Annotated in this window: 26 protein-coding genes and 4 pseudogenes; 15 read left to right on the forward strand and 15 right to left on the reverse strand. The window is 70.2% G+C overall.

Going from position 1 to position 25,247, the window contains the following annotated elements:
- Positions 1–18: 18 nt before the first annotated feature.
- Positions 19–699: a TetR/AcrR family transcriptional regulator gene (locus tag IH68_RS0120735; RefSeq protein ID WP_030937360.1), complete on the forward strand. Its 681-nt coding sequence runs from the start codon at positions 19–21 to the stop codon at positions 697–699.
- Positions 700–706: 7 nt separating this feature from the next.
- Here IH68_RS0120735 and IH68_RS0120740 read toward each other — a convergent pair whose 3' ends face one another.
- Entirely contained in the window at positions 707–1,840 is a 1,134-nt protein-coding gene (locus IH68_RS0120740) for an FAD-dependent oxidoreductase (RefSeq protein ID WP_030937366.1), read from the reverse strand.
- A gap of 16 nt (positions 1,841–1,856) precedes the next feature.
- Positions 1,857–2,531: a TetR/AcrR family transcriptional regulator gene (locus IH68_RS0120745; RefSeq protein ID WP_030937367.1), complete on the reverse strand. Its 675-nt coding sequence runs from the start codon at positions 2,529–2,531 to the stop codon at positions 1,857–1,859.
- Between the two features lie 95 nt (positions 2,532–2,626).
- Here IH68_RS0120745 and IH68_RS0120750 point away from each other — a divergent pair, with 95 nt between their 5' ends.
- From IH68_RS0120750 to IH68_RS0120760, 3 genes are read left to right on the forward strand one after another with little or no spacing between them, the layout of a single operon-like run.
- Positions 2,627–3,676 (forward strand): LacI family DNA-binding transcriptional regulator, encoded by a 1,050-nt coding sequence (locus IH68_RS0120750; RefSeq protein ID WP_078912536.1) that lies wholly within the window; start codon positions 2,627–2,629, stop codon positions 3,674–3,676.
- A 17-nt stretch (positions 3,677–3,693) separates the two neighbouring features.
- Positions 3,694–4,872: a 4-hydroxybenzoate 3-monooxygenase gene (locus IH68_RS0120755; protein WP_030937370.1), complete on the forward strand. Its 1,179-nt coding sequence runs from the start codon at positions 3,694–3,696 to the stop codon at positions 4,870–4,872.
- Between the two features lie 30 nt (positions 4,873–4,902).
- Positions 4,903–6,339 (forward strand): benzaldehyde dehydrogenase, encoded by a 1,437-nt coding sequence (locus IH68_RS0120760; RefSeq protein ID WP_030937372.1) that lies wholly within the window; start codon positions 4,903–4,905, stop codon positions 6,337–6,339.
- 9 nt (positions 6,340–6,348) lie between these two features.
- On the opposite strand, the gene trxA is transcribed toward IH68_RS0120760, so the two are convergent.
- Positions 6,349–6,735, reverse strand: a complete 387-nt coding sequence (trxA, locus tag IH68_RS0120765) for a thioredoxin (RefSeq protein ID WP_030937375.1) — start codon at positions 6,733–6,735, stop codon at positions 6,349–6,351.
- A 121-nt stretch (positions 6,736–6,856) separates the two neighbouring features.
- Here trxA and IH68_RS0120770 point away from each other — a divergent pair, with 121 nt between their 5' ends.
- On the forward strand, positions 6,857–8,290 hold the full coding sequence (locus IH68_RS0120770) for a dihydrolipoyl dehydrogenase family protein (protein ID WP_030937377.1): 1,434 nt from the start codon (positions 6,857–6,859) through the stop codon (positions 8,288–8,290).
- 18 nt (positions 8,291–8,308) lie between these two features.
- Here the strand turns inward: IH68_RS0120770 and IH68_RS0120775 are convergent.
- Positions 8,309–8,680: pseudogene (locus IH68_RS0120775) on the reverse strand (ATP-binding cassette domain-containing protein); the annotation flags it as partial.
- A 276-nt stretch (positions 8,681–8,956) separates the two neighbouring features.
- A complete protein-coding gene (locus tag IH68_RS0120780; RefSeq protein ID WP_030937381.1) occupies positions 8,957–9,610 on the reverse strand; it encodes a peptide deformylase in 654 nt (217 codons plus the stop codon).
- Positions 9,611–9,756: 146 nt separating this feature from the next.
- On the opposite strand from IH68_RS0120780, the gene IH68_RS0120785 reads away from it, so the two are divergent.
- Positions 9,757–11,169 (forward strand): PepSY-associated TM helix domain-containing protein, encoded by a 1,413-nt coding sequence (locus IH68_RS0120785; protein WP_030937383.1) that lies wholly within the window; start codon positions 9,757–9,759, stop codon positions 11,167–11,169.
- Positions 11,170–11,245: 76 nt separating this feature from the next.
- Here the strand turns inward: IH68_RS0120785 and IH68_RS0120790 are convergent, their stop codons facing one another.
- From IH68_RS0120790 to IH68_RS0120800, 3 genes are all read right to left on the reverse strand, one after another.
- Positions 11,246–11,593, reverse strand: a complete 348-nt coding sequence (locus IH68_RS0120790; RefSeq protein WP_030937385.1) for a tetratricopeptide repeat protein — start codon at positions 11,591–11,593, stop codon at positions 11,246–11,248.
- 80 nt (positions 11,594–11,673) lie between these two features.
- Positions 11,674–12,138 carry a winged helix DNA-binding protein gene (locus IH68_RS0120795; protein WP_030937386.1) on the reverse strand — a complete coding sequence of 155 codons (465 nt, stop codon included), beginning with the start codon at positions 12,136–12,138 and terminating at the stop codon, positions 11,674–11,676.
- Between the two features lie 2 nt (positions 12,139–12,140).
- Positions 12,141–12,626 carry a MarR family winged helix-turn-helix transcriptional regulator gene (locus IH68_RS0120800; RefSeq protein WP_030937388.1) on the reverse strand — a complete coding sequence of 162 codons (486 nt, stop codon included), beginning with the start codon at positions 12,624–12,626 and terminating at the stop codon, positions 12,141–12,143.
- A 112-nt stretch (positions 12,627–12,738) separates the two neighbouring features.
- On the opposite strand from IH68_RS0120800, the gene IH68_RS0120805 reads away from it, so the two are divergent.
- Positions 12,739–13,704 (forward strand): pirin family protein, encoded by a 966-nt coding sequence (locus IH68_RS0120805; protein ID WP_030937390.1) that lies wholly within the window; start codon positions 12,739–12,741, stop codon positions 13,702–13,704.
- A 486-nt stretch (positions 13,705–14,190) separates the two neighbouring features.
- Here IH68_RS0120805 and IH68_RS0120810 read toward each other — a convergent pair whose 3' ends face one another.
- Positions 14,191–14,628 (reverse strand): MarR family winged helix-turn-helix transcriptional regulator, encoded by a 438-nt coding sequence (locus IH68_RS0120810; protein WP_030937392.1) that lies wholly within the window; start codon positions 14,626–14,628, stop codon positions 14,191–14,193.
- Between the two features lie 232 nt (positions 14,629–14,860).
- Here IH68_RS0120810 and IH68_RS0120815 point away from each other — a divergent pair, with 232 nt between their 5' ends.
- Positions 14,861–15,658: a maleylpyruvate isomerase family mycothiol-dependent enzyme gene (locus IH68_RS0120815; protein ID WP_030937394.1), complete on the forward strand. Its 798-nt coding sequence runs from the start codon at positions 14,861–14,863 to the stop codon at positions 15,656–15,658.
- A 164-nt stretch (positions 15,659–15,822) separates the two neighbouring features.
- Here the strand turns inward: IH68_RS0120815 and IH68_RS49960 are convergent, their stop codons facing one another.
- Positions 15,823–16,206, reverse strand: a complete 384-nt coding sequence (locus tag IH68_RS49960) for a hypothetical protein (RefSeq protein ID WP_051833609.1) — start codon at positions 16,204–16,206, stop codon at positions 15,823–15,825.
- Positions 16,207–16,283: 77 nt separating this feature from the next.
- On the opposite strand from IH68_RS49960, the pseudogene IH68_RS58125 reads away from it, so the two are divergent.
- Both IH68_RS58125 and IH68_RS0120825 read left to right on the forward strand, forming a co-directional pair.
- Positions 16,284–16,556 (forward strand): annotated as a pseudogene (locus IH68_RS58125) (amidase family protein); the annotation flags it as partial.
- Between the two features lie 351 nt (positions 16,557–16,907).
- On the forward strand, positions 16,908–17,168 hold the full coding sequence (locus IH68_RS0120825; RefSeq protein ID WP_030937396.1) for a hypothetical protein: 261 nt from the start codon (positions 16,908–16,910) through the stop codon (positions 17,166–17,168).
- A 67-nt stretch (positions 17,169–17,235) separates the two neighbouring features.
- Here the strand turns inward: IH68_RS0120825 and IH68_RS0120830 are convergent, their stop codons facing one another.
- Positions 17,236–18,135 (reverse strand): alpha/beta fold hydrolase, encoded by a 900-nt coding sequence (locus IH68_RS0120830; protein ID WP_030937398.1) that lies wholly within the window; start codon positions 18,133–18,135, stop codon positions 17,236–17,238.
- 85 nt (positions 18,136–18,220) lie between these two features.
- Between IH68_RS0120830 and IH68_RS0120835 the strand changes: the two genes are divergently transcribed.
- On the forward strand, positions 18,221–18,811 hold the full coding sequence (locus tag IH68_RS0120835; protein ID WP_030937400.1) for a TetR/AcrR family transcriptional regulator: 591 nt from the start codon (positions 18,221–18,223) through the stop codon (positions 18,809–18,811).
- 27 nt (positions 18,812–18,838) lie between these two features.
- Here the strand turns inward: IH68_RS0120835 and IH68_RS59805 are convergent.
- Positions 18,839–19,012 (reverse strand): annotated as a pseudogene (locus IH68_RS59805) (hypothetical protein); the annotation flags it as partial.
- 66 nt (positions 19,013–19,078) lie between these two features.
- Here IH68_RS59805 and IH68_RS59810 point away from each other — a divergent pair.
- Positions 19,079–19,327, forward strand: a complete 249-nt coding sequence (locus tag IH68_RS59810) for a transposase (RefSeq protein ID WP_078912537.1) — start codon at positions 19,079–19,081, stop codon at positions 19,325–19,327.
- A gap of 147 nt (positions 19,328–19,474) precedes the next feature.
- Here IH68_RS59810 and IH68_RS58130 read toward each other — a convergent pair whose 3' ends face one another.
- Positions 19,475–20,005 (reverse strand): peptidoglycan-binding domain-containing protein, encoded by a 531-nt coding sequence (locus tag IH68_RS58130; protein ID WP_159403705.1) that lies wholly within the window; start codon positions 20,003–20,005, stop codon positions 19,475–19,477.
- Here IH68_RS58130 and IH68_RS58135 point away from each other — a divergent pair.
- From IH68_RS58135 to IH68_RS0120855, 3 genes are all read left to right on the forward strand, one after another.
- Complete coding sequence (locus IH68_RS58135) at positions 20,004–20,693, forward strand: hypothetical protein (protein WP_030937404.1); 690 nt, start codon at positions 20,004–20,006, stop codon at positions 20,691–20,693. The genes IH68_RS58130 and IH68_RS58135 overlap by 2 nt on opposite strands.
- 218 nt (positions 20,694–20,911) lie before the next feature.
- The gene (locus tag IH68_RS59815) at positions 20,912–21,415 is read left to right on the forward strand and encodes a hypothetical protein (RefSeq protein WP_420719002.1); all 504 of its coding nucleotides are present in this window, start codon (positions 20,912–20,914) and stop codon (positions 21,413–21,415) included.
- Positions 21,354–22,241, forward strand: a complete 888-nt coding sequence (locus tag IH68_RS0120855) for an SCO6745 family protein (protein WP_030937406.1) — start codon at positions 21,354–21,356, stop codon at positions 22,239–22,241. The genes IH68_RS59815 and IH68_RS0120855 overlap by 62 nt, the downstream gene beginning before the upstream one ends.
- 221 nt (positions 22,242–22,462) lie before the next feature.
- Here the strand turns inward: IH68_RS0120855 and IH68_RS0120865 are convergent.
- Together IH68_RS0120865 and IH68_RS0120875 are read right to left on the reverse strand one after the other, a co-directional pair.
- Positions 22,463–22,795 (reverse strand): annotated as a pseudogene (locus tag IH68_RS0120865) (replicative DNA helicase); the annotation flags it as partial.
- An 827-nt stretch (positions 22,796–23,622) separates the two neighbouring features.
- Positions 23,623–25,116 (reverse strand): RICIN domain-containing protein, encoded by a 1,494-nt coding sequence (locus IH68_RS0120875; protein WP_030937423.1) that lies wholly within the window; start codon positions 25,114–25,116, stop codon positions 23,623–23,625.
- Positions 25,117–25,247 lie beyond the last annotated feature (131 nt).

Here is a 25,247-nt window from a genome sequence, read left to right on the forward strand (position 1 = left end):
GGTCCAGTTTTGTTCCCGATGCTTTACGCTGTCTTCATGTCCGCCACGCTGCCGCCCTTCCCGAGGCCTCAAGAGCCCACTGGCGAGCCCGAGTTGCTGCAGCTCGGCTCGGCCGAGGACGAGCCGTGCCTGCGCGCCGACGCCGCCCGTAACCGAGCTCGGCTGCTGGAGGCCGCGTCCCGGCTGATCGCCGAGCACGGCGCGGCCGGGGTCACGATGGAGGCGGTGGCCGCGGCCGCCCAGGTGGGCAAGGGGACCGTCTTCCGGCGCTTCGGCGACCGCACCGGGCTGCTGATGGCGTTGCTCGACCATTCGTCGAGGAAGCTGCAGGCCGACTTCCTCGGCGGACCGCCGCCGCTGGGCCCCGGAGCGCCGCCCCTGGAGCGGCTGCGGGCGTTCGGAGTGGCGCTGCTCTACCGCTCGGCCGAGCAGCTGGACCTGCAGCTGGCGGCCCAGCCGGAGCCGACCCGCCGGTTCACTCACCCGTCGGTTCGGGCACTCACTCTGCACGTCACGATCCTGCTGCGGCAGATCGTGCCGGACGCCGACTGCGATCTGCTGGGCCGGACGCTGATGGCGTATCTCGACCCCGCCCTGATCCACCACCTCACCGAGCAGTGCGGGATGTCCCTGGAGCGCCTGGAGAAGGGATGGGTCGACCTGGTCGCCCGGGTGACGGGCACCGAGCCGCCCGGCTGAGCTCTGCTCAGCGCCAGGCCGCGAACGCGTCGACGAGCCCCTGCGGCGCGTCGGCGCGGAACAGCAGGACTCCGTTGCGGGCCGATTCGGCGGCGGAGTGCTCGCTGCGCGGGAACAGCTTCTCCTCGTAGGCGGCCAGCGCGGCCTCGGTGGCGCCCGGGTGCGCGGCGAGCGCCAGGCCCAGTTCGGCGCCGTCGAGCATGGCGAGATTGGCACCCTCGCCCGCGAACGGGGACATCAGGTGCGCGGCGTCGCCGAGAAGCGTCACGCCGGGGACGCGCTCCCAGCGGTGCCCGACCGGCAGTGCGTGGATGCGCCGCGGGACCAGGGAGCCGTCGGCGTCCGAGACCAGCGCCCGCAGACTCTTGTCCCAGTCCGCGAAGTGCTCCAGCACGGTCTCCTTGGACGCCTCGGTGTCGGTGAAGTCGATGCCGTCGAGCCACTCCTCTGGTGCCTTCAGCGCCGTGTAGACGTGCAGGCTGCCGTCGGTCTCGCGGTGGGCGAGAAATCCCCGCCCGGCCCCGAGCGCGAACAGCATGCCGCCGCCGACGACCTCGGCGCTCACCGGGTGTCGCAGATCCGCGTCCCGCAGATCAGCCTCGACGAACGAGACGCCGGTGTAGGCGGGCTGGGCGTCGGAGACCAGCGGCCGGATGCGTGACCAGGCGCCGTCGGCGCCCACCAGCAGATCCGTGGTGAAGACGCTTCCGTCGGCGAGCGTCACCTCGTGCCGGCCGCCGCCCAGCGGCCGCGCGCCGGTGACCTTGGCGCTCCAGCGGACGGTGCCTTCGGGCAGTGAGCCGAGCAGCAGGCCGCGCAGGTCGCCGCGGTCGATCTCGGGTCGCCCGCCGGTGCCGTCGTCCGCCTGCTCCATGCGCACCAGCGCGTCCTTGTCGAGGATCCGCAGGGCCTCGCCGCCCGGATGTACGAGCGCCCGGAACTCCTCGTACAGGTCGGCCGTGCGCAGCGCCTCCTGGCCGGATTCCTCATGCATGTCGAGCATGCCGCCCTGGGTGCGGGCGGAGGGGGAGGCGTCCAGCTCGTAGACGGCCGCCTCGATCCCGCGCACATGGAGAACACGGGCGAGTACGAGACCGCCGAGACCGGCGCCGATGATCGCTATGGGGTGATGTGTGGTCATTGCGTTCTCCTTGGGGTCAGTCGGGTACGGCGGTCCGCTCGATGCCGGCGATCAGCGCTCGCAGCCCCCACGACAGGCGGTCCTCGGGCGCTCCGGACAGCAGTGCGCCGCCGAGCGCGGCGATGCGCGGGTGGGTGCGGCCGGAGATGTCGTGCAGGGCGCGGCGCAGAGCGTCCCAGTCCTCCTCGGACGCCGCGTCGGCACCGTGCTCGGCGGCCGTCGCGGTGGCGTGCTGCAGCAGCAGGTCCACGCCCCACGCGGCCTGCGCGGGCGGTACGCCACCCTCGTCGAGCAGGGACAGCAGCGTTTCGATCAGGTTCAGGTAGTGCGGGCCGCTGGGCCGGGCGGTGAGCGCGGAGCGGGCCAGGCTCGGATGCTCGAAGAGCATCGCGGTGTACGCCCTCAGCACGTGCTCCAGCCGCTCCCGCCAGGAGCCCTCCGCCGGGGCCTGCCCGACCGTCCCCAGCAGCTCGTCCAGGACGGCCGCGTGCAGTTCGGCCGTGTTGCGCACGTAGACGTACAGCGAGGCCGGGCCGGTGTCGAGCTCCTGCGCCAGGCGTCGCATGGTCACCTTCTGCAGGCCCTCGGCGCGCAGGATCGCGACGGCGGCAGCCACGATGCCGTCCCTGGTCAGAGCGGGCTTGGCAGGGCGTTCGCGGCGGCTGCGCGGGGTGCCGGGGCGTTGTGTCATGCCTCCACGATAACGAACATGTTCGTTGCGAACAAGTTCGTTGCGAACGTGTTCGTGCATGCCCGCCTGTGGCCCCGGCCACAGGTTCTGCAAAGATGCCGTACGTCATGGTGCAGATACCGAAAACGCCCGCGCCCTCGTCGCCCGCACCGCGCTCCGTGCCCACGAGCGCCGATGTGGCCCGCCTGGCCGGCGTCTCGCGCGCGACCGTCTCCTACGTCCTCAACAACGCCAGCGCCGTACGGATCAGCGAGCCCACGCGCCGCCGCGTCCACGAGGCCGCCAAGGAACTCGGGTACGTGCCGCACGCGGCCGCCCGCAGCCTGCGCGCCGGACACAGCCGCATGGTCCTGATGCCCGCGCCGAGCTTCCCCGTCGGCCCCCTCTACAGCCAGTTCATCAGCGAGCTGCAGTGGGCGCTGGGCCGTCTCGACTACACGGTCGTGCAGTACGGCTCCGTGGGCGTGCACGGCGACGAGGCCGCCCGCGCCTGGGCCGAACTGCGCCCGGTCGCGGTCCTGGTACCCGGCCCCGGCTCCCTCGGCCCGCAGGGCGTGACGGTGCTCAAGCGCTCCGGCGCCCGCGCCGTCGTCACCCTCGGCCCCCACTCCGTCGAGGGCGCCCACGCCCTGCTGATGGACCACGAGGCCGTCGGCCACTGCGCCGGCAGCCATCTCTTCGACCGCGGGCGGCGACGCTTCGGCGTCGTCGTACCCGAGGAGGAGGGGCTGGAGTCCTTCTCCCTGCCCCGACTCGACGGCGTGCGCCGCGCCCTGCACGGCACCGACGCCACCGTCACCGAACTGCCCCTCGGCTACGAGGAGGAATCAGCCGCGCGCCTCGCCGCCCGCTGGCGCGACCTCGACCTCGACGCCGTGTTCGCGTACAACGACGAGTACGCGATGCTACTCATGCGCGCCCTGCAGGATGCAGGGGTACGCGTCCCGGAGGACACGGCCGTGATCGGTGCCGACGACCTCATGCTCGGCCGGCTGCTCAGGCCCCGGCTGAGCACGGTCCACATCGAGCTGCCGTCCGGCCGCGACCTCGCCGAACTCGTCGACCGCGCGGTGCGCAACCCCGGCGCCGCGCCCGAGACGCACAAGGTGCTGGGAGCCACGATGGTGCACCGCGAGTCCAGCTGAACCCAGGGGAGGCGCCCATGCGCACGACGGTCGGCATCATCGGCGGCGGCCCCGCCGGGCTGCTCCTGGCCCGGCTGCTGCACCGCACGGGCATCGACTGCGTCGTCCTGGAGGCCAGGACCCGCGAGTACGTCGAGCACCGCCAGCGCGCCGGCATGCTGGAACAGGGCACCGTCGACGCCCTGCGCGAGGCCGGCGCCGCCGAGCGCCTGAACGCCGAGGGCCTGGTCCACCAGGGCATCGAGCTGCGCTTCGACCGCGAACGCCACCACATCGACTTCCCCGCCCTCACCGGCGGCCGCACCGTCACCATCTACGCCCAGACCGAGATCGTGAAGGACCTCGTCGCCCTCCAACTGGCCGACGGGCCACAGCTGTTGTTCGAGGCGGAGGCCCTGGCGATCGAGAAGCCGGAGAGCGCCTCGCCCGTCGTACGCTTCCTGCACGAGGGCCGCGAGCAGACGCTGACCTGCGACTGGGTGATCGGCTGCGACGGCTTCCACGGCATCTCCCGCGACACCTTCCCCGCCGCGAGCAGCCGCACGTACGCGCACGACTACCCGTACTCCTGGCTCGGCATCCTCGCCGACGTGGCACCCTCCTGCGAGGAGCTGATCTACGCGCGCGGCGAGAGCGGCTTCGCCCTGCACAGCATGCGTTCCCCGCACCTGTCCCGCCTCTACCTCCAGGTCCCGAACCACACCGACCCCGACGACTGGCCCGACGACCGCATCTGGGACGAACTCGCCGCCCGCTTCGCCGTCGACGCCGACTGGACCCTGCACCGCGGCCCGGTCACCGCCAAGTCCGTGACCTCGATGCGCAGCTACGTCCACGAACCCATGCGCCACGGCCGGCTGCTGCTGGCCGGCGACGCCGCCCACATCGTGCCGCCGACCGGCGCCAAGGGCCTCAACCTCGCCGTCTCCGACGTCCGAGTCCTCGCGCGCGCCTTCGCTGAGCTGCACCGCAGCGGATCCGAGCAACTCCTCGACACCTATTCGGAGACATGCCTCGCGCGAGTGTGGCAGGCCACGCGTTTCTCGTACGACATGACTAAGATGTTGCATGCTCAACCAGATGGGGATGCGTTCGAGAACCGCCTGCAGTTGACACGTCTGCGCCGGATCGCCGCATCCCGCCACGCGGCCGCCGAACTGGCCGCCAACTACACGGGACTTCCGCTCATGACCTGAGTCCCGCCGGTGACGAAACGGAGAGCCGTCATGCCGTTGCTCGACCCGAAGACCTGGCAGTCCCGCCCCCTGTCGGGACCGGAGTACGCCGTGACGGAGCCCGCCACCGGGGACACCCTCGCCACCGTCACCCTCGCCTCGGCCACGGACGTCGGCCCGGCCGCCGAGGCCGCCCGCACCGCCCAGGCCGAGTGGGCGCGCGTCCCGCACTTCGTGCGCGCAGGGGTCCTGCGCAAGGCCGGCGACCTGTTCGCCGCGCACGCCGAGGAGCTGCGCGAATGGCTCGTCCGCGAGTCCGGCTCCATCCCCGGCAAGGCCGAATTCGAGCTGCACGTCGCCGCCCAGGAGTGCTACGAGGCCGCCGCCCTCGCCTCCCGCCCGGCCGGACAGATCCTGCCCAGCGAGGCGCCCCGCCTGTCGTACACGCGACGCATCCCGGTCGGCGTGGTCGGCGTGATCTCCCCCTTCAACGCCCCGCTGATCCTCTCGATCCGCTCCGTCGCCCCGGCCCTCGCGCTGGGCAACGCGGTCGTGCTCAAGCCGGACCCGCGCACGGCCGTCTGCGGCGGGCTCTCCCTCGCCGCGGTCTTCGCCGAGGCCGGCCTGCCCGAGAACCTCCTGCATGTGCTGCCGGGCGGCCCGGACGTCGGCCAGGCCCTGGTCGCCGACCCGAAGATCCCCGTCATCTCCTTCACCGGCTCCACGGCCGCCGGCCGCGCGGTCGGCGAGGCGGGCGGCCGCCACCTCAAGCGCGTCCACCTGGAACTCGGCGGCAACTCCGCCATGGTCGTCCTGGAGGACGCCGACCTCGACGCGGTGATCTCCACGGCAGCCTGGGGCTCGTTCTTCCACCAGGGCCAGATCTGCATGACGACCGGCCGCCACCTGGTGCACCAGTCCCTCTACGAGGAGTACGTCGAGCGCCTCGCCGCAAAGGCCGAATCCCTCGCCGTCGGCGACCCGCACCGCGAACAGGTCCACCTCGGCCCCATCATCGACGACGCCCAGCTGACCAAGGTGCACGGCCTGGTCGAGGCCAGCACCTCCCGCGGCGCCAAACTGGCCGCGGGCGGCACCCACGACCGCCTCTTCTACCGTCCGACCGTCCTCGCCGGCGTCGACGACCAGAGCCCCGCCTACGCCGAAGAGGTCTTCGGCCCGGTTGCGCCCGTACGGTCCTTCGCCACCGCCGACGAGGCAGCAGCCCTCGCCTCGGCGGGGGAGTACGGCCTCTCGCTGGGCATCGTCACCCGCGACGCGGCCCGCGGCCTCGACCTGGCCGAGCGCATCCCGACCGGCATCGTCCACATCAACGACCAGACGGTGAACGACGAGGCCGTGGCCCCCTTCGGCGGCATCGCCGCGTCCGGCACCGGCGCCCGCTTTGGCGGCGAGGCCAACCTGGAGGCCTTCACCGACGTGCGCTGGACGACGGTGCGCGGGGACGTGGCACCGTACCCGTTCTGATCCGGGCGGCTACTGGCCGTTCTGCTCGGCCTGCGCCTGCTGTTCCGCGACCGCCTTGCGGACCTCGTCCATGTCCAGCTTGCGGGCCTGGCCGATCACATCCGTCAGGGCGGCCTCGGGCAGCGCGCCAGGCTGCGCGAACACCGCGACCTGGTCGCGGACGATCATCAGCGTCGGGATCGACTGGATACCGAAGGCCGCGGCCAGCTCCGGCTGCGCCTCGGTGTCGATCTTGCCGAACACCAGGTCCGGGTTGTCCTCGGCCGCCTTCTCGTACACCGGCGCGAACTGACGGCACGGCCCGCACCACGACGCCCAGAAGTCGATCAGGACGAACTCGTTGTCCGTGACCGTCTGGTCGAAGTTCTCCTTGGTGAGCTCCACGGTGCTGCTCATGACCTGAAATCCCTCTTCCTGCTGTCGGGGCGAAGCCGTCGGCACAACACGGCCGGCCGGTCACGTATTCCGCGCCCCTACCCGTGTGGCCTGAGGCCACACCACCCACCAGACTGACCCCATGACGGAAACGGAAACCATCGCGTACGACGTCGTGGTGCTCGGGGCCGGGCCCGTGGGGGAGAACGTCGCCGACCGCACCCGTGCGGCCGGCCTGTCCACCGCGGTCGTGGAGAGCGAGCTGGTCGGCGGCGAGTGCTCGTACTGGGCCTGCATCCCCAGCAAGGCCCTGCTGCGCCCGGTCATCGCCCGCGCGGACGCCCGCCGCGTGCCCGGCCTGCGCCAGTCGGTGCAGGGCCCCCTCGACGCCGCCGCGGTCCTCGCCCACCGCAACTACTACACCTCCGACTGGCACGACGACGGCGCCGCCGGATGGCTGGACGGCATCGGCGCCGACCTCCACCGCGGCCACGGCCGCCTGACCGGCCCGCGCACGGTGACGGTCACCGCCTCCGACGGCGGACAGAAGGTGCTCACCGCCCGGCACGCCGTCGCCGTGTGCACCGGCACCGACGCCGTCCTGCCCGACCTGCCCGGCCTGGCCGACGTCAAGCCGTGGACCAGTAGGAACGCCACCAGCGCGCAGGAGGTGCCGGGCCGTCTGGTAGTGGTGGGCGGGGGAGTGGTCGCCACCGAGATGGCCACCGCCTGGCAGGCCCTCGGCTCCCAGGTCACCGTCCTCGTCCGCGGCAAGGGACTGCTCAACCGCATGGAACCCTTCGCCGGCGAGCTGGTCGCCGAGGCCCTCACCGAGGCCGGCGCCGACGTCCGCACCGGCACCTCGGTCGAATCGGTCTCCCGCGAGAACGGCACCGTCGTGGTCGTCACCGACCAGGGCGACCGCATCGAGGCCGACGAGATCCTCTTCGCCACCGGCCGCCGCCCGAAGACCGGCGACATCGGCCTGGACACCATCGGCCTGGAGCCGGGCAGCTGGCTCCCCACCGACGACAGCCTCCGCGTGACCGGCAGCGACTGGCTCTACGCGGTCGGCGACGTCAACCACCGCGCACTCCTCACCCACCAGGGCAAGTACCAGGCCCGCATCGCGGGCGCCGCCATCGCCGCCCGCGCCTCCGGCGAACCGCTCCTGGAGTCGGACCCCTGGGGCGCCCACGCCGCCACCGCCGACCACCATGCCGTCCCCCAGGTCGTCTTCACCGACCCGGAGGCGGCGGCCGTCGGCCTCTCCCTCGCCGAGGCGGAACAGGCCGGCCACCGGGTACGGGCCGTGGACGTCGACATGACCTCCGCATCCGGCGCCGGACTGTACGCCGACGGCTACCGCGGCCGCGCCCGCATGGTCGTCGACCTGAACGAGGAGATCCTGCGTGGAGTCACCTTCGTCGGCCCCGGCGTCAGCGAACTCATCCACTCGGCGACCATCGCGGTCGCCGGCCAGGTCCCGATCAGCAGGCTCTGGCACGCGGTGCCGTCGTTCCCGACGATCAGCGAGGTCTGGCTGCGGCTGCTGGAGGCGTACCGCGACAACTGACCTCCGTGGCAGGGGAATTCACGCGGGCATCACCGGCTCCGGACAGTCCTCGCTCCACGGATCCTCCTCGGACTCCGGCAGCAGCAGCACCCGGTCCGGGCGCAGCGCCGTGACGGCGCCCTCGTCGTGGGTCACCATGACGATCGCGCCCGGATACGTGCCCACCGCCGCCAGGACCTCGGCGTGGGAGGCCGGATCCAGGTTGTTGGTGGGCTCGTCCAGGAGCAGCACGTTCGCGCCGGAGTGGACCAGACCCGCCAGGGTGAGGCGGGTCTTCTGCCCGCCGGACAGCACCCCGACGCGCTTGTCGACGTCGTCCCCCTCGAACAGGAACGAGCCCAGCACGCGCCGGACTTCGACGTCCACGTGGTTCGTCGGCACCGTACGCGTCGGCGCGCATCTCCTGCTCGAACCGGCCTACCAGCGTCATCGGGCGGACGGGTCAGGTTGCCGTCCTGCTGCGAGGGCGACGCTGCGGGGGACCGCCGCACGGCGTTCGCCCGGCCCTACGCCGGTGCCGTGCGGGAGCGGGTCGTGCAGTTCGCTGGGCGCTTCTGAGCCGATGAGGGCCGCCAGATCGCCGTTCGGTAGTTCGAAGTCGGCAGGACAAGTGCCTTCGCTGAGGCACGAGGCGGCGGTGGCCGGCCGTACCTGCGGACACGTTCTTCACGGCTGTGACGGCAGATCGAAATCCAGAGCCTGCGCCGCCTGGTCCGGCGTCGCCTGAGCCCACCGCTCCGCCATCGCCTGGTTGGAGGACAGTGAGCGCAGTTCCGCCCGGTCGAGGTACAGAACACCGTCGAGATGGTCCGTCTCGTGCTGCACGATCCGCGCGGGCCAGCCGCTGAAGACCTCGTCCACCGGGCGCCCGACCTCGTCCTCACCCCTCAGGCGGACCTCGGCCGCCCGTGCCACTACGGCCTGCCAGCCCGGCACACTCAGACAGCCCTCGAAGAAGGCGGCCCGGGCCGCACCGACGGGCTCGTACGTCGGATTGACCAGCACCCGGAACGGCTGCGGCACCCGGCCACGGGCCAGCCGCACCTCCTCCGGCACCGGAGCCGGATCCTCGATCACCGCAATCCGCAGCGGCACACCGACCTGCGGTGCGGCAAGGCCCACGCCCGGCGCCTCGTGCATGGTGACGCGCAGCGCCTCGACGAAGCGGGCCAGCAGGGCGGAGTCGAGCTGTCCGTCGAAGCGCTCGGTGCCCCGCCTCAGGACCGGGTCACCCGCCGCGACGATGGGCAACGGGCCGCCGACGGTGAGGAGTTCCTCGACGTGCTCGGCAAGGGATGCGTGATCACGGGCAGTTGCCATTCGGCCAGCATGCCATGACCGGTCGGCGACAGACGTCTCGCCTTGTGACGCACGCCACTTCCACCTCCGGGAACTCGGCGTCCTCCACCCCCGACTACTGGACCGCTACGCCCCAACACGTCCCCGTCCCCCGGAGAAGCCCGCCGATGTCCACCGCTCCCTCGACAACCAAGGACGAGGCCCCGCAACCGGCCGCTGCCCCGGCGCCGTCCCCCAACCGCCTGGCGCCGCTGCGCCCGCTGATCCTGCGACTGCACTTCTACGCCGGAGTGCTCGTCGCGCCGTTCCTGCTCGTCGCCGCCGTCACCGGTTTCCTCTACGCCGGCGCGTTCCAGGCCGAGAAGCTCGTGTACGCCCACGAGATGACCGTCGCGAAGGTCGGCGACACCAAGCTGCCGATATCCGAGCAGGTCACCGCGGCGCGCAAGGCGCACCCCGAGGGCACCGTCTCGGCCGTACGCCCCTCCCCGGAGGCCGACGCCACCACCCGCGTGATGCTGTCCGGCGTCAAGGGCGTCGACCCCGACCACACCCTTGCCGTCTTCGTGGACCCGTACACCGGCAAGGTGCGCGGCGCCCTCGAACAGTACGGCTCGACGGGCGCGTTGCCGTTGCGCACCTGGATCGACGAGCTCCACCGCGACCTGCATCTCGGCGACACCGGCCGGCTCTACAGCGAGTTCGCCGCGAGCTGGCTGTGGGTGATCGCGGGCGGTGGCCTGGTGCTGTGGTTCTCCCGGCGCCGGGCCCTGCGCAGGGTGCGCGGCACCAGCGGGCGGCGGCGCACGCTCGGTCTGCACGGCGCCGTCGGCGTGTGGGCCGCGGCCGGGTTCATCTTCCTGTCGGCGACCGGTCTGACCTGGTCGACCTACGCCGGGGCGAACATCGACACCCTGCGTACCTCGCTAGGCCAGGCCACCCCTTCGGTCTCGGCGACGGCGGGCGGCGAGCACGCGGGGCACGGCACCTCCGCCACCACCGGGGCCGGCGAACACGGCGTCGGCCTCGACACGGTGCTGGCGGCGGCCCGGTCCAAGGGCCTGTCCGACCCGGTGGAGATCGTGCCGCCCGCCGATGCGAACTCCGCGTACGTCGTCAAGCAGGTACAGCGCAGCTGGCCCGAGAAGCAGGACTCGGTCGCGGTCGACACCGCCACCGGCAAGGTCACCGACGAACTGCGCTTCGCCGACTACCCGCTGCTCGCCAAACTGACCCGATGGGGCATCGACCTGCACACAGGCGTCCTGTTCGGCCTGGTCAACCAGATCGCCCTGATGCTGCTCGCGCTCTCCCTCATCCTGCTGATCGTCTGGGGCTACCGCATGTGGTGGCAGCGCGGCCGCGGCTCCGCCTTCGGCCGGCCGATTCCCCGCGGCGCCTGGCAGCAGGTCCCCCCGCAGATCCTCGTCCCGGCGGTCGCTGTCATCGCCGTCCTCGGCTACTTCGTGCCGCTGCTAGGCATTCCGCTGGCCGCGTTCATCGTCGTGGACGTCCTGCTCGGCGAGATCGCCCACCGGAGGGGGCGGTCCGCACCTGCACTGGACACGGCCGTGAAGTAGCACGGCGGCGGAGGCAGAGCCGGGGCCCGGTTCCTTTGTGGAACCGGGCCCCGGCCGCAGTGCTGTACGGCGTGGCTCAGACCTGTTCGAAGTCGCCCGCGAGCGCCGAGGCGATCCGCATGTGCGACTCGGCCTCCTCGTGCCGCCCCTGCCGCTGGAGCGTGCGGCCGAGCATCAGCCGGGCGTAGTGCTCCACCGGATCGCGCTCGACGATGACACGCAACTCGCTCTCTGCACGCCGCAGTTGGGCCGAGTGGTAGTAGGCCCGTGCCAGCAGCAGCCGCGGTCCGGTCTGCTCCGGCACCTCCTCGACCAGCCCGCCCAGCACGCGCGCCGCGGCGGCGTAGTCCTTGGCGCCGAAGAACATCTGCGCGCGCTCCCAGCGCTCCGCCGGTGTCCCGTGGTCGTAGTACGTCATCTCCACTCGTGACCTCCTTCGTGCACTCCAACCGAACGAGGTCGTTGAACATTCCACTACGCGGGGGGTGTGTCGGTGAGGGGCGCTCAGGCCGCCAGGGCAGCCAGTTCGGTGTTGGCCCGCTCGGCCACCAGGGCCAGTACGCGTCCGGCCGCCGCCAGATCCTGCGCCGGGATGCCGGCATAGATCCGGGCGGAGATCACCGCGGTCTCACTGCTCACTTCGGCGTGGAACGCCCGCCCGGCATCGGTGGCGTGGACGCCGGTCGCCTCGGCGGCCACCAGCCCCTTGGCGATCAGCTCCGCTATGACGTCCTCCACTTCGGCAGCGCCGACCTTGAGCGCACCGGCGACCTGCCCGACGAGCTCCTCACGCTCGAGGGGCCCTTCGGCGGCGAGAGGTCGCAGGGTGATCTGCTGCTGGAAGGTGGCGCCGTGACGGGCCAGTACGTGCTCCAGGACGGCGCGGCCGGCGTAGTGGGCCAGGGCGATGACGCGAGGACCGGCGGGTGGTGCACTGTTGTATGTGGTGGTGGGTGCGGTGGTGGTCATGACTACTCCTTCTTGCTCTCGGTGATCTCGCCGAACGGATCAAGAGGTGCATCGAGCAGGGTCGCCAGATCCCGGGTGAACTCCCGCGTGCGGGGGCTGTCGAGGCCGCCGAGCGGCTGCAGCAACTGCTGCAGAAGTCCCTGTACGACCTTGATCGCGCGCCCGGTGACCTCGCGGCCCTGCTCGGTGAGGGCCAGCTGCACCGCGCGCGGATCCTTGGGGTCCCGGGTGCGCTCGATCAGGCCGGCCGTCTCCAGGGTGCGGGCCAGTTTGGACACGTACAGCGGCTCGAGGCCCGTCACGTCGGCGAGGCGGCGCTGACTGGGGCGCTCCCCGCTGCGCTGCATGCCGTACAGCGAGGCCACCAACGAGTACTGCGCGTGGGTGAGCCCGAGCGGGGCCACCGCCCGGTCGACGGCCACCCGCCACTTCATCGACAGACGCCACACCAGGAAGCCGGGCGTGCCCTTCTCGGAACCTGTACTCATGGCAGATACAGTACATGGCTACTATGTCCATGGCTACTATTTCCTCGAGGGCATGCGAGAACGCCCGGGTGACGGACTGACGAGATGCCCTCGGCGGGGCTAGGTTGGCGCCATGAGCAATCTTGATCGCGAGCCGGTTCCCGCTGTGTGCGGCGGCCGTGGATTCGTGGTGGCCGAGCCCGTGCGAGAACTCCTCAGCCCTCGCCGCGTCAAGCTCGGCGAGTCGACCGAAGTGCGCCGACTGCTGCCCAACCTGGGCCGCCGCATGGTCGGCGCCTGGTGCTTCGTCGATCACTACGGCCCCGACGACATCGCCGACGAGCCCGGCATGCAGGTGCCGCCGCACCCGCACATGGGCCTGCAGACGGTGAGCTGGCTGCACGAGGGCGAGGTGCTGCACCGCGACTCCACCGGCAGCCTGCAGACGATCCGCCCCCGCGAACTGGGACTCATGACCTCCGGCCGGGCCATCAGCCACTCCGAGGAGAGCCCCCGGCCGCACGCCCGCTTCCTGCACGGCGCGCAGTTGTGGGTCGCCCTCCCGGACGGCCACCGTCACATCGACCCCCACTTCGAGCACCACGCCGAACTGCCGCGCGTCACGGCTCCGGGCCTCAAGGCCACTCCCATCCTCGGCACCCTCGACGGCGCGACCTCACCCGGAACGACGTACACCCCGATCGTCGGCGCCGACCTGACCCTCGCCCGCGGCGCGGACGTACGCCTGCCGCTGGAGCCGGACTTCGAGTACGCCGTACTGTCCATGTCCGGTGAGACCCACGTCGACGGGGTTCCGGTCCTGCCGGGCTCGATGCTCTACCTCGGCTGCGGCCGCACCGAACTCCCGCTGCGCGCCGAGTCGGACGCAGGCCTGATGCTCCTGGGCGGGGAGCCCTTCGAGGAGGAGCTCATCATGTTCTGGAACTGGATCGGACGGTCGCAGGAAGAGATCGTGCAGGCTCGCCGGGACTGGATGGAAGGGACACGGTTCGGGGAGGTGAAGGGGTACGACGGCGCTCCGCTGCTCGCTCCGGAGCTGCCGCCCGTGCCGTTGAAGCCGCGAGGAAGAGTGCGCTGACCAGCGAAAATGCCTTGCGCGTCGGCGGCGTTGCCGAGTGAGGTGCCGCCGGGCAATGGCTTCTCCGGTCGACCGCTTGCTGGAGGGCGGTCGACCGCGTTGCCATCTGGGCCAGCGCTGGCGGCGATTCCACGGTGTGGCCATCTGTGGGCGGCTGTGGCAGAGCTCTTGCTGACTTTCCTGATGCCTCGTCAGGCAATGCAGAAGGGTTCTGTCGAAGCCCAGTCGCTAGCGCAGGGCTTTGCGGGACCGGTGGCCACCGGGTGAATGCTGACGTGACGCGTGGTTGAGGCGGGCACCGGTGCGCACCCACGGGGCTCGCACTGTCGCCTTGTGGAGAGTTGACAAGGCCAGATGTTGTCACTGCTCACCTCGTGCGTCGCGACCATCGCTCGGCGTTTGCGTTCTCGGTCCGCGTGTGCGACTCCCGCCAGTGTTCCGTACGGTCCCTGGTCCCGGCGAGCCTGTCGGCGTCTGAGCAGACCGTCAGGCGGTGGTGGGCTGAGAGGCGAACGCGCGCTCGAGCAGTGCGTACAGAGTGTCCTGCTCCTGCTCGCTGAGTCTGCTCAGCCCGGCCAGCGTCTTGTTCATCTTCCCGCGGATCACGTCGATGACCTGCTCGCCCTCCTCGGTGAGCAGGACGTTCTTGACGCGCCGATCGGAGGGGCTCGGCTCGCGGCGCACCAGGCCGCGCTTTTCCAGCCGGTCGACGATTCCGGTCATGTTGGAGGCGTCGCAGGTCAGCGTGGTGGCCAGCGTGCTCATGGAGGAGGGTCCCCGGCGCAGCACGTTGAGCGTCTTGCCCTGGCTGGCCGTGAGGTTTTCGCTCGCGGCGGCGACCGTGAAGTCGCCGTAGTAGGCAGCCAGGGACACCGAGAGCAGCTCCATGAGCCGGGAGGTGTCGACGCGAGAAGGTGCTGTCATGAGCGTCACCTTACGCCTGAAAACTTGACGATCTCAAATATTGATGGCTACGGTCTCGCCCATTATTTGAAGTTCTCAAGCTTCGATGTTCTCAAGTAGTTCGTCGAGCTCTCACGTAGGGAAGAGATCCGTGCCTCACGCGCAGCAGACGGCGCCCCCAGGACGACCGCAGTGTCGGCCGACTTGAACCCGCAGTCTCCTTGAACCCGCAGTCTCCGAAAGGCATGTCACGATGACGACGTCCGACCACACCCAGCACGCGCCCGCTGCCACCTCGGTCGATCACCGCACCGCGGTCGCGGCGGAGACCGCCCGGTTCGTCGCGGCGGTCAAGGACGCCGACCTGGCCACGGCGGTACCCAGCTGTCCCGGCTGGACGCTGGCCGACCTGGTCAGGCACACGGGCAGCGTCCACCGCTGGTTCTCGGTCCTGCTGCGGGCGCGCATCCAGGAACCCCCGCGCACGCGTGACGTGGACCTTCAGCTCCCCGGCCAGGAGGACGGATACGTCGACTGGCTGGCCGAGAGCGCGACCGTGGCCGCGGACGCCTTCGCGGTCACCGACCCGGACCTGCCGATGTGGGCCTGGGGCGCCGACCAGCACGCCCGATTCTGGGCACGCCGGATGCACTTCGAGACCCTGCTGCACCGGGCCGACGCCGAGGTCGCACTCGGACTCCGGCCCGCGATCGACCGCCCGGTCGCGGTGGACGGGATCGACGAGTTCCTCGTCAATCTGCCCTTCGCCACCTTCTTCGCGCCCAAGGTGGCCGACCTACGTGGCTCCGACACGACCATCCGCTTCCGCACGACCGACGGGGACGACGCCTGGGTCGTCCGCCTGCGACCCGACGGCTTCGGGCTCGACTCGGCTCACCCGATCGCGGTCCCCACTGACGCGACCGTCCAGGGAACCGCGGCCGACCTGCTCCTCCTCGTCTACGGCCGACTGCCCTACCAGGCAGAGGCCTTCGCCCACGAGGGCGACGAGCACTTGCTGACCCACTGGTTCGCCAACTGCGCATTCTGAGCAGGCGCCGGCCCCCTCACACGCTCGCCAACTGTGCCTGGCGACACCGCCGTAGGACCAGGTGGAGCCCTTCGACATCTCGAAGTGCAGCTGCGGCCCGGTCGCGTTGCCGATGGCGCCGACCTTGCCGAGCTGCCTTCCAGTACTGACCTTCTGACCGGCCTTCACCTGCCGTTCCGAGAGATGGCAGTACGTGGAGATGTCGCCGTTGTCCGCGTGCAGCCGATCCATTGCCCGTAGGCTTTCCCGTCCGGTTCCGGCTTCCAGGCGTACGGACCACGTGCGTAGAAGCCGAAGGTGACCTTGTGCCCGAGCACGGGCGACGGCACCTGTGCCTGGAAATGGACGTGGTGGCCGAGGGTGGTGGGGGAGGTGCAGCCGGGGTTGCCGTCGGCGTCGGTTCCTTTGAAGCCCTGGGCGAGTTGTTCGGCGCGGCAGGCGGCGCGAGCATCCGCATGACCACCGTCCTGACCCGCCATCCCGCCCACGTCCAGCTCCGCGCCCTGGACCGCCGCGAGATCTCCGGCCGCGAGCTGTTCGATCTCCACCTCGATCGGGTCGACGCCATACCGTCAACGCCGCTGTCACTCGGGACGACGCTGCGGCCAGGGCTGCTGCCTGCGCTGCCGACGAACGCCGCGCCCGCGGTGAGAACACCGGCCTCCTTGGCGGACTCCCGCTCACGGTCAAGGACAGCTTCGAAACGGTCGGCCTGCGCACCACCGGCGGAGCCGAGGAACTGGTGGAATACATTCCTGACCGGGACGCCGACGCAGCCGCGCGACTTCGACACCAGGGCGCGGTGATCACGGGCAAGACCAACACTCCGGCGTACTGCCAGGATCTGCACACGGACAGCTGTCTGCGGGGGGCTGCGGCAGGACTCTTGATGACCTGATGCCGACTTTACTGACGCCCCGTCAGGCTGGGGTGAGGGGCTCCTTTCGCGGCTTCGGCGCTTGCGGAGGCGTTTGGGATGCCGGGTTCGGCTGCGTCCGCGACCGGCCCCCGCCTACGATCCGTCAGCAGGTCGGCACGCCGTGAGAATGCGGGAGGGCGCGGGGGATGCAGGAGCGGCAGCGGATCACCGCCTGCCGGAGCGAACTGGATGCTCTCGCCGAGGAGTTGGGCAAGCAGCTCCAGGAGGCAGGCCGAGCGGCACGAACTGGCGATCGCGGAGCGGAGTGTTGAACTGCCTGGCCGAGCAGGCCCGGGCCGACGCCGGGCTGTCGCTCCGGCATCGGCGAAGGTGGCCGGGCGGGCAGTCCTGCTCATCCCGCACCGCGGCGACGCGGCCGACGAGGGCGGGCTGCCCGGCGACTACCGCAAGACCCTGGCGATCGTGCGGGAGGCGGACGGCCCGGTGCAGGTCAGGACGGTCGGCGAGCGGCTGGGGCTGGACGCCTCGGCACACGGCAAGCTGGAACCTTTGCGGGCGAAGATGACCAAGCTCGCCGCCCGGGGCTGGCTGCACAAGCGGGGCGACGGGCGGTTCACGGCACGTCCGTAGGCGCGCGGGGCGGGCCCGTAACTGACGGGCTCCCGACGGCAATGGGGATCGCCCTCCTGCTAGAGCACTAACGGCCGCTGAAGAAGTCGGTGAGGGCGGCGGCGACGGCCTCGGGCTGCTCCTCGGGGATGTAGTGACCGGCGTCGGGCACGATGACGCCGGTCACGTTCTCGGCCCACGGGCTGATGGAGGCCGCCATATCCGGGATCGAGCCGTGGCTGCTGGAGATTCCGAGGACGGGCGCGGTCAGTCGCCGTTGCTCGAGTGCCGCGCGGTTCTTGCGCGCGGACTCGGCGGCGTCGCGGTAGTAGGCGAGGCCGGCGCGCAGGCCGCCATCGACGGCGAGGGCCGCGCCGTAGTGGTCGAGCTCTGCTTCCTCGAACGCGTCGGGCGCGAGGGACTTGGTCTTCAGGAACCAGCTGATGTACTCCCGCTCGCGGCCGGCTATCAGCGTCTCGGGAAGATCGGGCACCACATGGAACGCGAAGTGCCAGGTCTTGAAGGCCAGAGTCGGGTCGAGGGGGATCGCTTCCGGCATGGTGATACCGGGAATTCCGGCGTCGAGCAGCGCGACCCCGTGCAGTCGGCTCTCGTAGTTCAGGGCGAGGGAGAAGGCGACCCAGGCGCCGATGTCGTGCCCGGCGAGCCAGTAGTCCCGCACGCCGAGAGCGTTCACGGCGGCCTGGATGTGCGCGGCGACCGTGTGCGTGTCGTAGCTGAGCTCCGGATGCTCGGAATTGCCTTGGCCCGGCCGGTCGATCGCTATGACCCGGAACCGATCGGTGAGAGCAGGCATGACCTTTCGCCAGGCCCACCACGTCTGTGGGAACCCGGTGAGCAGGACGACGGCCGGTCCGTCCGGCCGACCGCCTTCGACGGCGTGCAGGCGGACGCCGTCGGCGTCGACCCAGCGGTGCGTGAATCCGGCCAGGTCATGCAGGGGCAGGGCGGGGACGGGGTTGGTCATGCGAATCCTCCATCGAGGCGGGTGGACCGTGACTCGACGCTAGCACGTCTTGAACTGATCAGTCCAAGATGAGAGGATGGGCCGCATGGCAGGCAAGAAGCAGTTCGACATGGACACGGTGCTCGACGCCGCGATGCTCCAGTTCTGGCGCTCCGGCTACGCCGACACCTCGCTCGACGACCTGTCCCGGGCGACCGGCTTGAACCGCAGCTCGATCTACTCCTCGCTCGGCGACAAGGACGCGCTCTTCCTTCGCTGCCTGGATCGCTACGCCACGCGCTACGGCGACAAGTTCGACGCCGCCCTCTCGTGCGCGGCCGAGGACCCCGTCGCCGCGGTCCGTGCGTTCTTCGATGTCACCCTGGGGCGCATCGCCGACCCCGCCGTGCCCGACGGATGTCTGATGGCTCAGTCGGTCATGGCGAGTCCGGCGCTGAGCCCGAGCGTCGCAGAGCGTGTCAAAGAGTTGTTCGGCCTACAGCGCCCGCGCCTGCGCACCGCGCTGAAGGCCGGCGGAATGTCCGACGAGAACGCCGAGGACTTCGCCGTACACGTAGCGGCCGTGAACCAGTCTCTCGCGGTGATGGGTAGGGCTGGGGCGAGCTCGGAGCAACTCCGGGCGATCGTCGGTGTGACCGTCGACGCGCTCGCGCGGGCGCTGAGACCGGTCGGATAGCTGGCATATCAAATGCTCGGTGGCCAGGGAGTTCAGCAGGCTGCTGACGATCTCGGCCGGATTCGATGCGGTTGCTGTGCCGTGCCAGGTCGCTGACCGGTCTTTCGTAGGGGCGAGGGTCCACTTGATGTCGTGGCCTTCGGCGTCGTGGTCGAACAGGGCGCGCAGGGTGAGTGCAACTGCTGGAGCCTGGCCGCGCATGGCTCGGTGGACTGCCGCTGCCGGACAGCGCCCGCCGGGCGGTGGCCGACCGGCTTGAGGTCATCAATGCGCTCCAGGTGGTCATCGACCTGCTGGACGCCGTGCTCGCCCCAGCTGGCGAAGGCGGACCCGCGGGTCAAGGCCGTCACCGAGCTGCCCGGCGTCGGCCCGCTCACCGCGCTGGTCATCGTGGTGGAGGTCGGTGACATCGCGCGGTTCCCCCGGCCCGCAAGCTCGCGTCCTGGGCCGGGCTCACGCCCACGGTCCGCGGTTCGGACGCACCGTGCGCTAAGGGCACATCTCCAAGCAGGGTGACCCCTGGCTGCGCTGGATCATGAACCAGGCAGCGCAGACAGACGGCCCAGCGCACCGGCCGTATGCGGCAGTCAGTTATGACATGGCCGATGGTGCCGCGGCGACAAACGGTCAAGACTCCACCGGCTGGTACTTCGACGACACCGGCTACCGGTGCCGTGTCGTGGTCAGGAACCACAACGACCAGGAGACTTGCAACGCCGGCCGAAGCGTCTGAAGCAGGCACACGACCACTGCCGACGCAGCGGCCCCTGCCTTTCCATGTTCCTCCCGCAGCCTGCCGCCGCGGGAGGAACGCACGCACCGGCCCGACGGGGTACGGCAACAAGCTCCGACTGCCAGCACGAACGCTTCCGTGATGCGCTTGGCCGGCGCCAGCCAGGTGTTGGCGCCGACGACGCCGTCCGGGGGAAGCTTGTTGCGGGCCTGGAAGGCGACCACGGCCCCGTGGGTGGCCGCGCCGAAGGCGCCGTCCACCGGCAACGCCGCGCCATGGGCTCTCAGCTCGGCCTGTACCGCGCTGACGGCGGGGCCGCGATCGCAGTGCTGGACAGTGGTGACCAGGGCGCGCCAGGTCCTGGCACCGACGTCATTCGACGGGCAGCGCGTGTGTGTGAAGTGCGCGGCGTGCACGCACACTTGGGAGGTATCGGTTTCCGGAAAGGACAGTGCATTCATGGGCCTGACCCGTCGGCTTCTCATGCTGCTCTTCGCACCCCTGCTCGCCCTGATGGTGGCGCCCGTGCTGGGGACCGGTTCGGCAGTCGCCGCACCGGAGGCGAAGACGATCTCGATCGCCCAGGCCCGCGGCCTGCCGGTCGGGACGGTGGTCACCGTGGCGGGCTCGGTGACGACTCCCTCCGGTGCCTTCGAATCCAGCTTCGGCGACAAGGGATTCGGGCTCCAGGACAGGACCGCCGGAATATACGTCAGCCTGCACAGCGACGTGCATGCGTCCCCGTACCGGTGCGCACGCATCACCGGCACGCTGCGGGACAGCTCCGGACTGCTGACCCTGGTCCCGGCAGATCCTTCCGATGTCGAGCTCGGTCACAAGGGCCGGCCGGTGAAACCGGAGCGGGTCGGCACCGCCGGGGTCGGAGAGGCCACCGAGGGGCGGCTCGTCAAGGTCGTCGGCAGGATCACTCAAGCACCCACGAGCGACCTCCCCTACGGGTACAAGCTGTCCGTCGACGACGGTTCGGGTCCCGTGCCGGTCTTCGTCAATGTGCAGACGGGCATCGACGTCTCCGGCCTGAAGCAGGGGCAGAGGGTGCGGGTGATCGGCTTCAGCAGCCAGTTCGGCACCCACTACGAAATCGATCCGCGGTCGCCGCACGACATCGCGGTGGTCGGGGCCGGCTAGGTCCTGTCTGGAGTTCGGATCACGCTTCGGTGGATCGTCCTGCGTACCGAGGCCCGGTCTTGACAGATTGTCAGTCATGGCGCGAGGCGATCTCACCGACGAGCAGTGGGCCCTGATCGAGCCCCATCTCCCGATCGCCGCAGTCGGGCCCATCTCCGACCTACGGAACTTCAGCGCGGTGATGTGGCGCTCCCGCACCGGCAGCCCCTTGGCGCGACCTGCCGAACGAGTTTGGGCCCTGGCAGAACACTTACGACCGCTTCCGCATCTGGGTGGGGCAGGGAGCCTTCCAGCAGTTGATGGAGGCGTTGATCGCCGCAGCCGCCTCGGACGCCTCACCGAAGCCCATGCCGCCACGGGTTGCCCGGCCGGCTCGGCGGCCCAGCGTACTGTGGCCGCCCCCGTCGGGCATGCGGCCGAGTTCCTTGACGACCGAGCCACCTGATGGCGCGTCAGCACCATCAGGGCCCGCACCGACGCCGTCGCGTACCACGGATGGATTCGCCTCTCGGTCAGGAGAGAACTGGTTGCAGGGCGGTAGCCCCTGGAGCCGCTCTCCGATAACGTACCGACTAGACGGTACGAATGGGTGTGCCCCACACGCCGTCGCGTGCTCGATGAACAGAAACGCTTCATCCGACACAGGACGGCCAACCCCTCATGACGCAGAACACGGACCGCGACAGTCTGGCCCTCGCACGCCAGACCTGGAGAATCCTTGAGCCCTACCACGGAGCCGTCTACTTCTCGCCCGAATCCACAGGCCAGTACGCAGAGTTGGGCGTCGACGCCAGGACGGGGTACTTCGCGTCCCGCTCCGCGGCACTCGGCGCCGCTCCGGCGGATCTGGTCATCGCCACGTTCTACAACTTCAATCCCCAACTGGTGCGCCGAGCCATACCCGCGGCATGGGAGGCCGCCACGCCGCAGCGGTTCGCCGCCGCCCGGCTCGCCGGGATCGACGCCACGCTCCGTCGTATCCTCGGCGCGGACATCTCCTCACCGGCGCTGGCCCGCGCAGCGGAACTGGCCCGTACCGCTGCTGAGGTGACCGTGCGCCATCCACAAGGCCGCCCTCTCTTCGCCGCGCACGCCGCACTGCCGTGGCCGAGCGCACCCCACCTCGTGCTCTGGCACGCGCAGACTCTGCTGCGGGAGTTCCGTGGCGACGGCCACGTGGCGGCACTACTGGCTGCCGGACTGAGCGGGCTCGAGGCTCTCGTCACGCACGCCGCCACAGGCGACATCGATGCAGAGGTACTGCGCGACTCGCGGGCATGGACGCCAGAGCAGTGGGGGCAGGCCGTCCAGAACCTGAGTGAGCGCGGATGGCTCGACGATGGACCCCACCTGACCTTGACCGAGGACGGTACGCGGCGCAGGGCGGAGATCGAGCACACCACGGACAGACTGGCGGCCCTCCCTTACATCACGCTCGGCCCTTCCGCCTGCGCCGAACTTCGTTCACTGGTGAGGCCGTTCAGCCTCGCGGTGGCCAAGGAGCTGCTGCCCTGGGCAGTCGACCGCCTCAGCGAAGAGAGCGCATGAGAGAAGAGAGGGAGGTCGGGAATTGTCGGCAGCGGCCCATCTCGCCGGCGCCATCTACCTGACCTGCCGCATCTGGGCCAACTTCACGCACTGGCTGACCAACCGGTCCCTCAGGTCGATCGCGAGGGCGACGTGGGCGTCGATGCTGGAAATCACGTGGGGTGTCGTTTCTTCTTCCGGTGGCCGCGCCTTCGGGCCCGGTCACCGGCGTGTGTGGAGTGCTATCGGGTTGCTCGCGCGGTGCGGGAGGCGGACCCGGCCGTGGTGATCGGCGGGCCGGCACGGGGGTTGGGCGTGGGACGCGGTCATGGAGTGGGGGCCGTTCCGGTGGTGTGTTGCCAACGGGTGCGGACCGCGCCGGTGCCGGCGAGGCAGCGGCGCGCGCCGACGACGAGCTGGCACGGGGTGTTCGCCGGGGCGTCGGCGTACGCCTCGATGTGCCGGCCGGTGAGATCGGCAGTGGTCAGGAGGGAACGCTGTAGGGCGCGCTCGCCCCAGTGCTCCACGGATCCAGCTGGTTCGGCCAGCATGCGGAGCACCTCGCCCGGGTCGCTGCAATGCCTGAGGGTTTGGCGGTTCGTGGTGCGCAGAACGGAGTGGTGGGCGGCGGGATGGTGGGTCCCCTGCAGCCGAGTCCTGGAAACGTACGAAGCTTCGAGATCTCGCCTGCGTCTGAGTGCTCCGATGCTGACTTTTGCTGACTTTGCGGGGCTCTCACGCTTCTGACCTGCGGAAACGTCGACATGCTCCGCTGCCTGCTCCGGAGCTGCCGCCTGTGCCGTTGAAGCCGCGGGGCAGAGTGCGTTGACCTGTAGGAATGCCTGCGTGTTGGTAGGCGCTGTCGAGTTGGGCGCAGCCGGGCAGTGCCTGCCGCGGTCGACCGCTTGCTGGAGGGCGCCGCCCGCCGGTCCCCGACGCGCGGGCCCAGGGCGCACGGTCCGCAGCCGCAGCCGCAGCCACACTCCGAGCGGTAGGCACAGCGCCGCAAACTACGTCGCGGCCGGCCCCGGCACCCTCCTGCGCTACCGAACCCGCGAAATCGGGGTCGAGTTCTGCTGCCGCGCTGCACAGGGAGCACAGCCGGGTACTGGGATGCTCTGCGGCGTCCAGCGCCTGGTCCAGGGTCAGCAGCGGTGTACCGGCGAGTGCTTCCTCGCGCTCCGGCGCCTGAGGGTGGTGGCTGTTCGGCCAACTCTGGCGCTGACGTCTCGCACGGCGCACTGCTGCACCAGGGTGCTCGCTGCGCCGTGCCCAAGGGAGATCATGAAGACCGCCGCCGCGTCACTGGAGATCATCAGCACACCGTTGAGGATCGGGGCCTTCCGCCGGAACACGTGGCCGGCATGGTCGTTGATCCGCGTCAGTGGTCCTGGCGTACCCGTCAGGAAAGACTCCACTGCTGGCTCGTCGCGCCCGTGCCCGTTTCCTGCTCCACGGCAGCCCCGCTCGTGGTCGAGGCGTTCGCGACACCGATTTCCAGGTCGCTGCCCACGCCGGCGAGCATGTAGGTGCTGCCGGTGTAGCTGCCGACCAGGTCGAGGAACCACTGCTGGTTGGTCCCGCCGTTACAGGTCCACTGCTCCAACTGGACCCCGGTGCCGGTCGATTGGTTCGGTACGTCCAGGCACAGGCCGCTCTTGACGCTCTTGAGCGTGTAGATGTTGTCCGCCACCCGAGTGAGGTTCCACTGCTGGTTGGTACCGCCGGTGGACGGCCACTGGATGATCTTGGCGCCGTTTGCCGTGGAGCCGCTCGACACGTCCATCAGCAGGGAGCTGTTGAGGTTCTTCAGGGTGTGGATGCCCTCAGCGGGGACCCCGCTGTCGGCAGTCCAGGTTCCCGCTGAGGTGTCGAGTGACCAGGTGGGGTACTGGCCGAGGTTCACCGTGGTGCCCCTGATGGTCAGGGGCAGCCAGATCAGTTTCGACGCACCGAGGTCGGAGGTGTTCCAGCGGTCGCCGGCGTAGATGTAGGTGGTGCCGGAGGAGCCCTGGACGGTGATGACGTTCGCCGTCTGGCTGCCGTAGGTGTGGGTGCCGGGTGCGGCCAGGTTCCGGAAGGACGACCAGGGACCGCCCAGTGACGTGGCGGTGGCGTAGATGTTGTCGTTGAGGCTCCAGCCCGTCAGGTGGGAGCCGAAGACGTAGTAGGTGCCGTCTTTCTTGATCATGGCGGGTGCCTCGACGCTGCCGCTGCTGCCGCCGCTGCCGAGCACGGTCACCGCGCTGTCCACGGACAGGTAGTCGGCGGACAGTTTGTCGATGCGCAGGCCGTTGTTGCGGTCCTCGCTCAGCAGATAGGCGGTGCCGTCGGTGTCCTGGAACAGGCCGAGGTCGCGGCTGAGGTTGCCCAGCGGCCGGAAGCTTCCCCGGTAGGTGTAGGGGCCGCAGGGGGTGCTGCTGGTGGCCACGCCGACCTTGGCTTCGGAGTAGTTACTGCTGTCGATGTGCATGTACATCACGTATGTGCTGGTCGACTTGTTGTAGATGACCTTGGGCCGCTCCACGACGCGGCTGGGGCCGAGGTCGCCGCTGCTCTGCCGGCTCAGGGCCTGGCCCTGGTAGGTCCAGTCGGCGAGATTGGTGGAGGAGTAGCAGGTGATGTCCTGGAAGGACGTGTCCGACGAGGTCTCGCCGGTCTTGTCCTCGCCGTAGCCGTACCAGGTGTTTCCCGCCTTGATGATGCCGAGGCCGTGCAGCTGCAGGGTGTTGCCGTTCTGGTCGGTGCGTGCGGCACCCGTGGTGAACGAGACCGTGGCCGCGTGCGCCTCGGTGGCCGGGAGCAGCAGCGCCGCAAGGCTTCCCAGGAGGGTCAGGAATGCTGCGGCTCCGCGCCGCCATCGTCCGGCGGGGGGCCGGGGAACTCCCTTGAACATGTGCGTCCCTCTCTGCCGAGGTTCGACGATGCCTTGATGTCGCGGGGACCCATGAGAGTCGTGGCACGTTCGTGGCGTCAAGAATCGCGTTCGACTTTGTTTAATCGTGACCGGCTCTGGGGGTGCCTATT

It is taken from the genome of Streptomyces sp. NRRL S-646 (genome assembly GCF_000720765.1).
Lineage (GTDB): Bacteria > Actinomycetota > Actinomycetes > Streptomycetales > Streptomycetaceae > Streptomyces.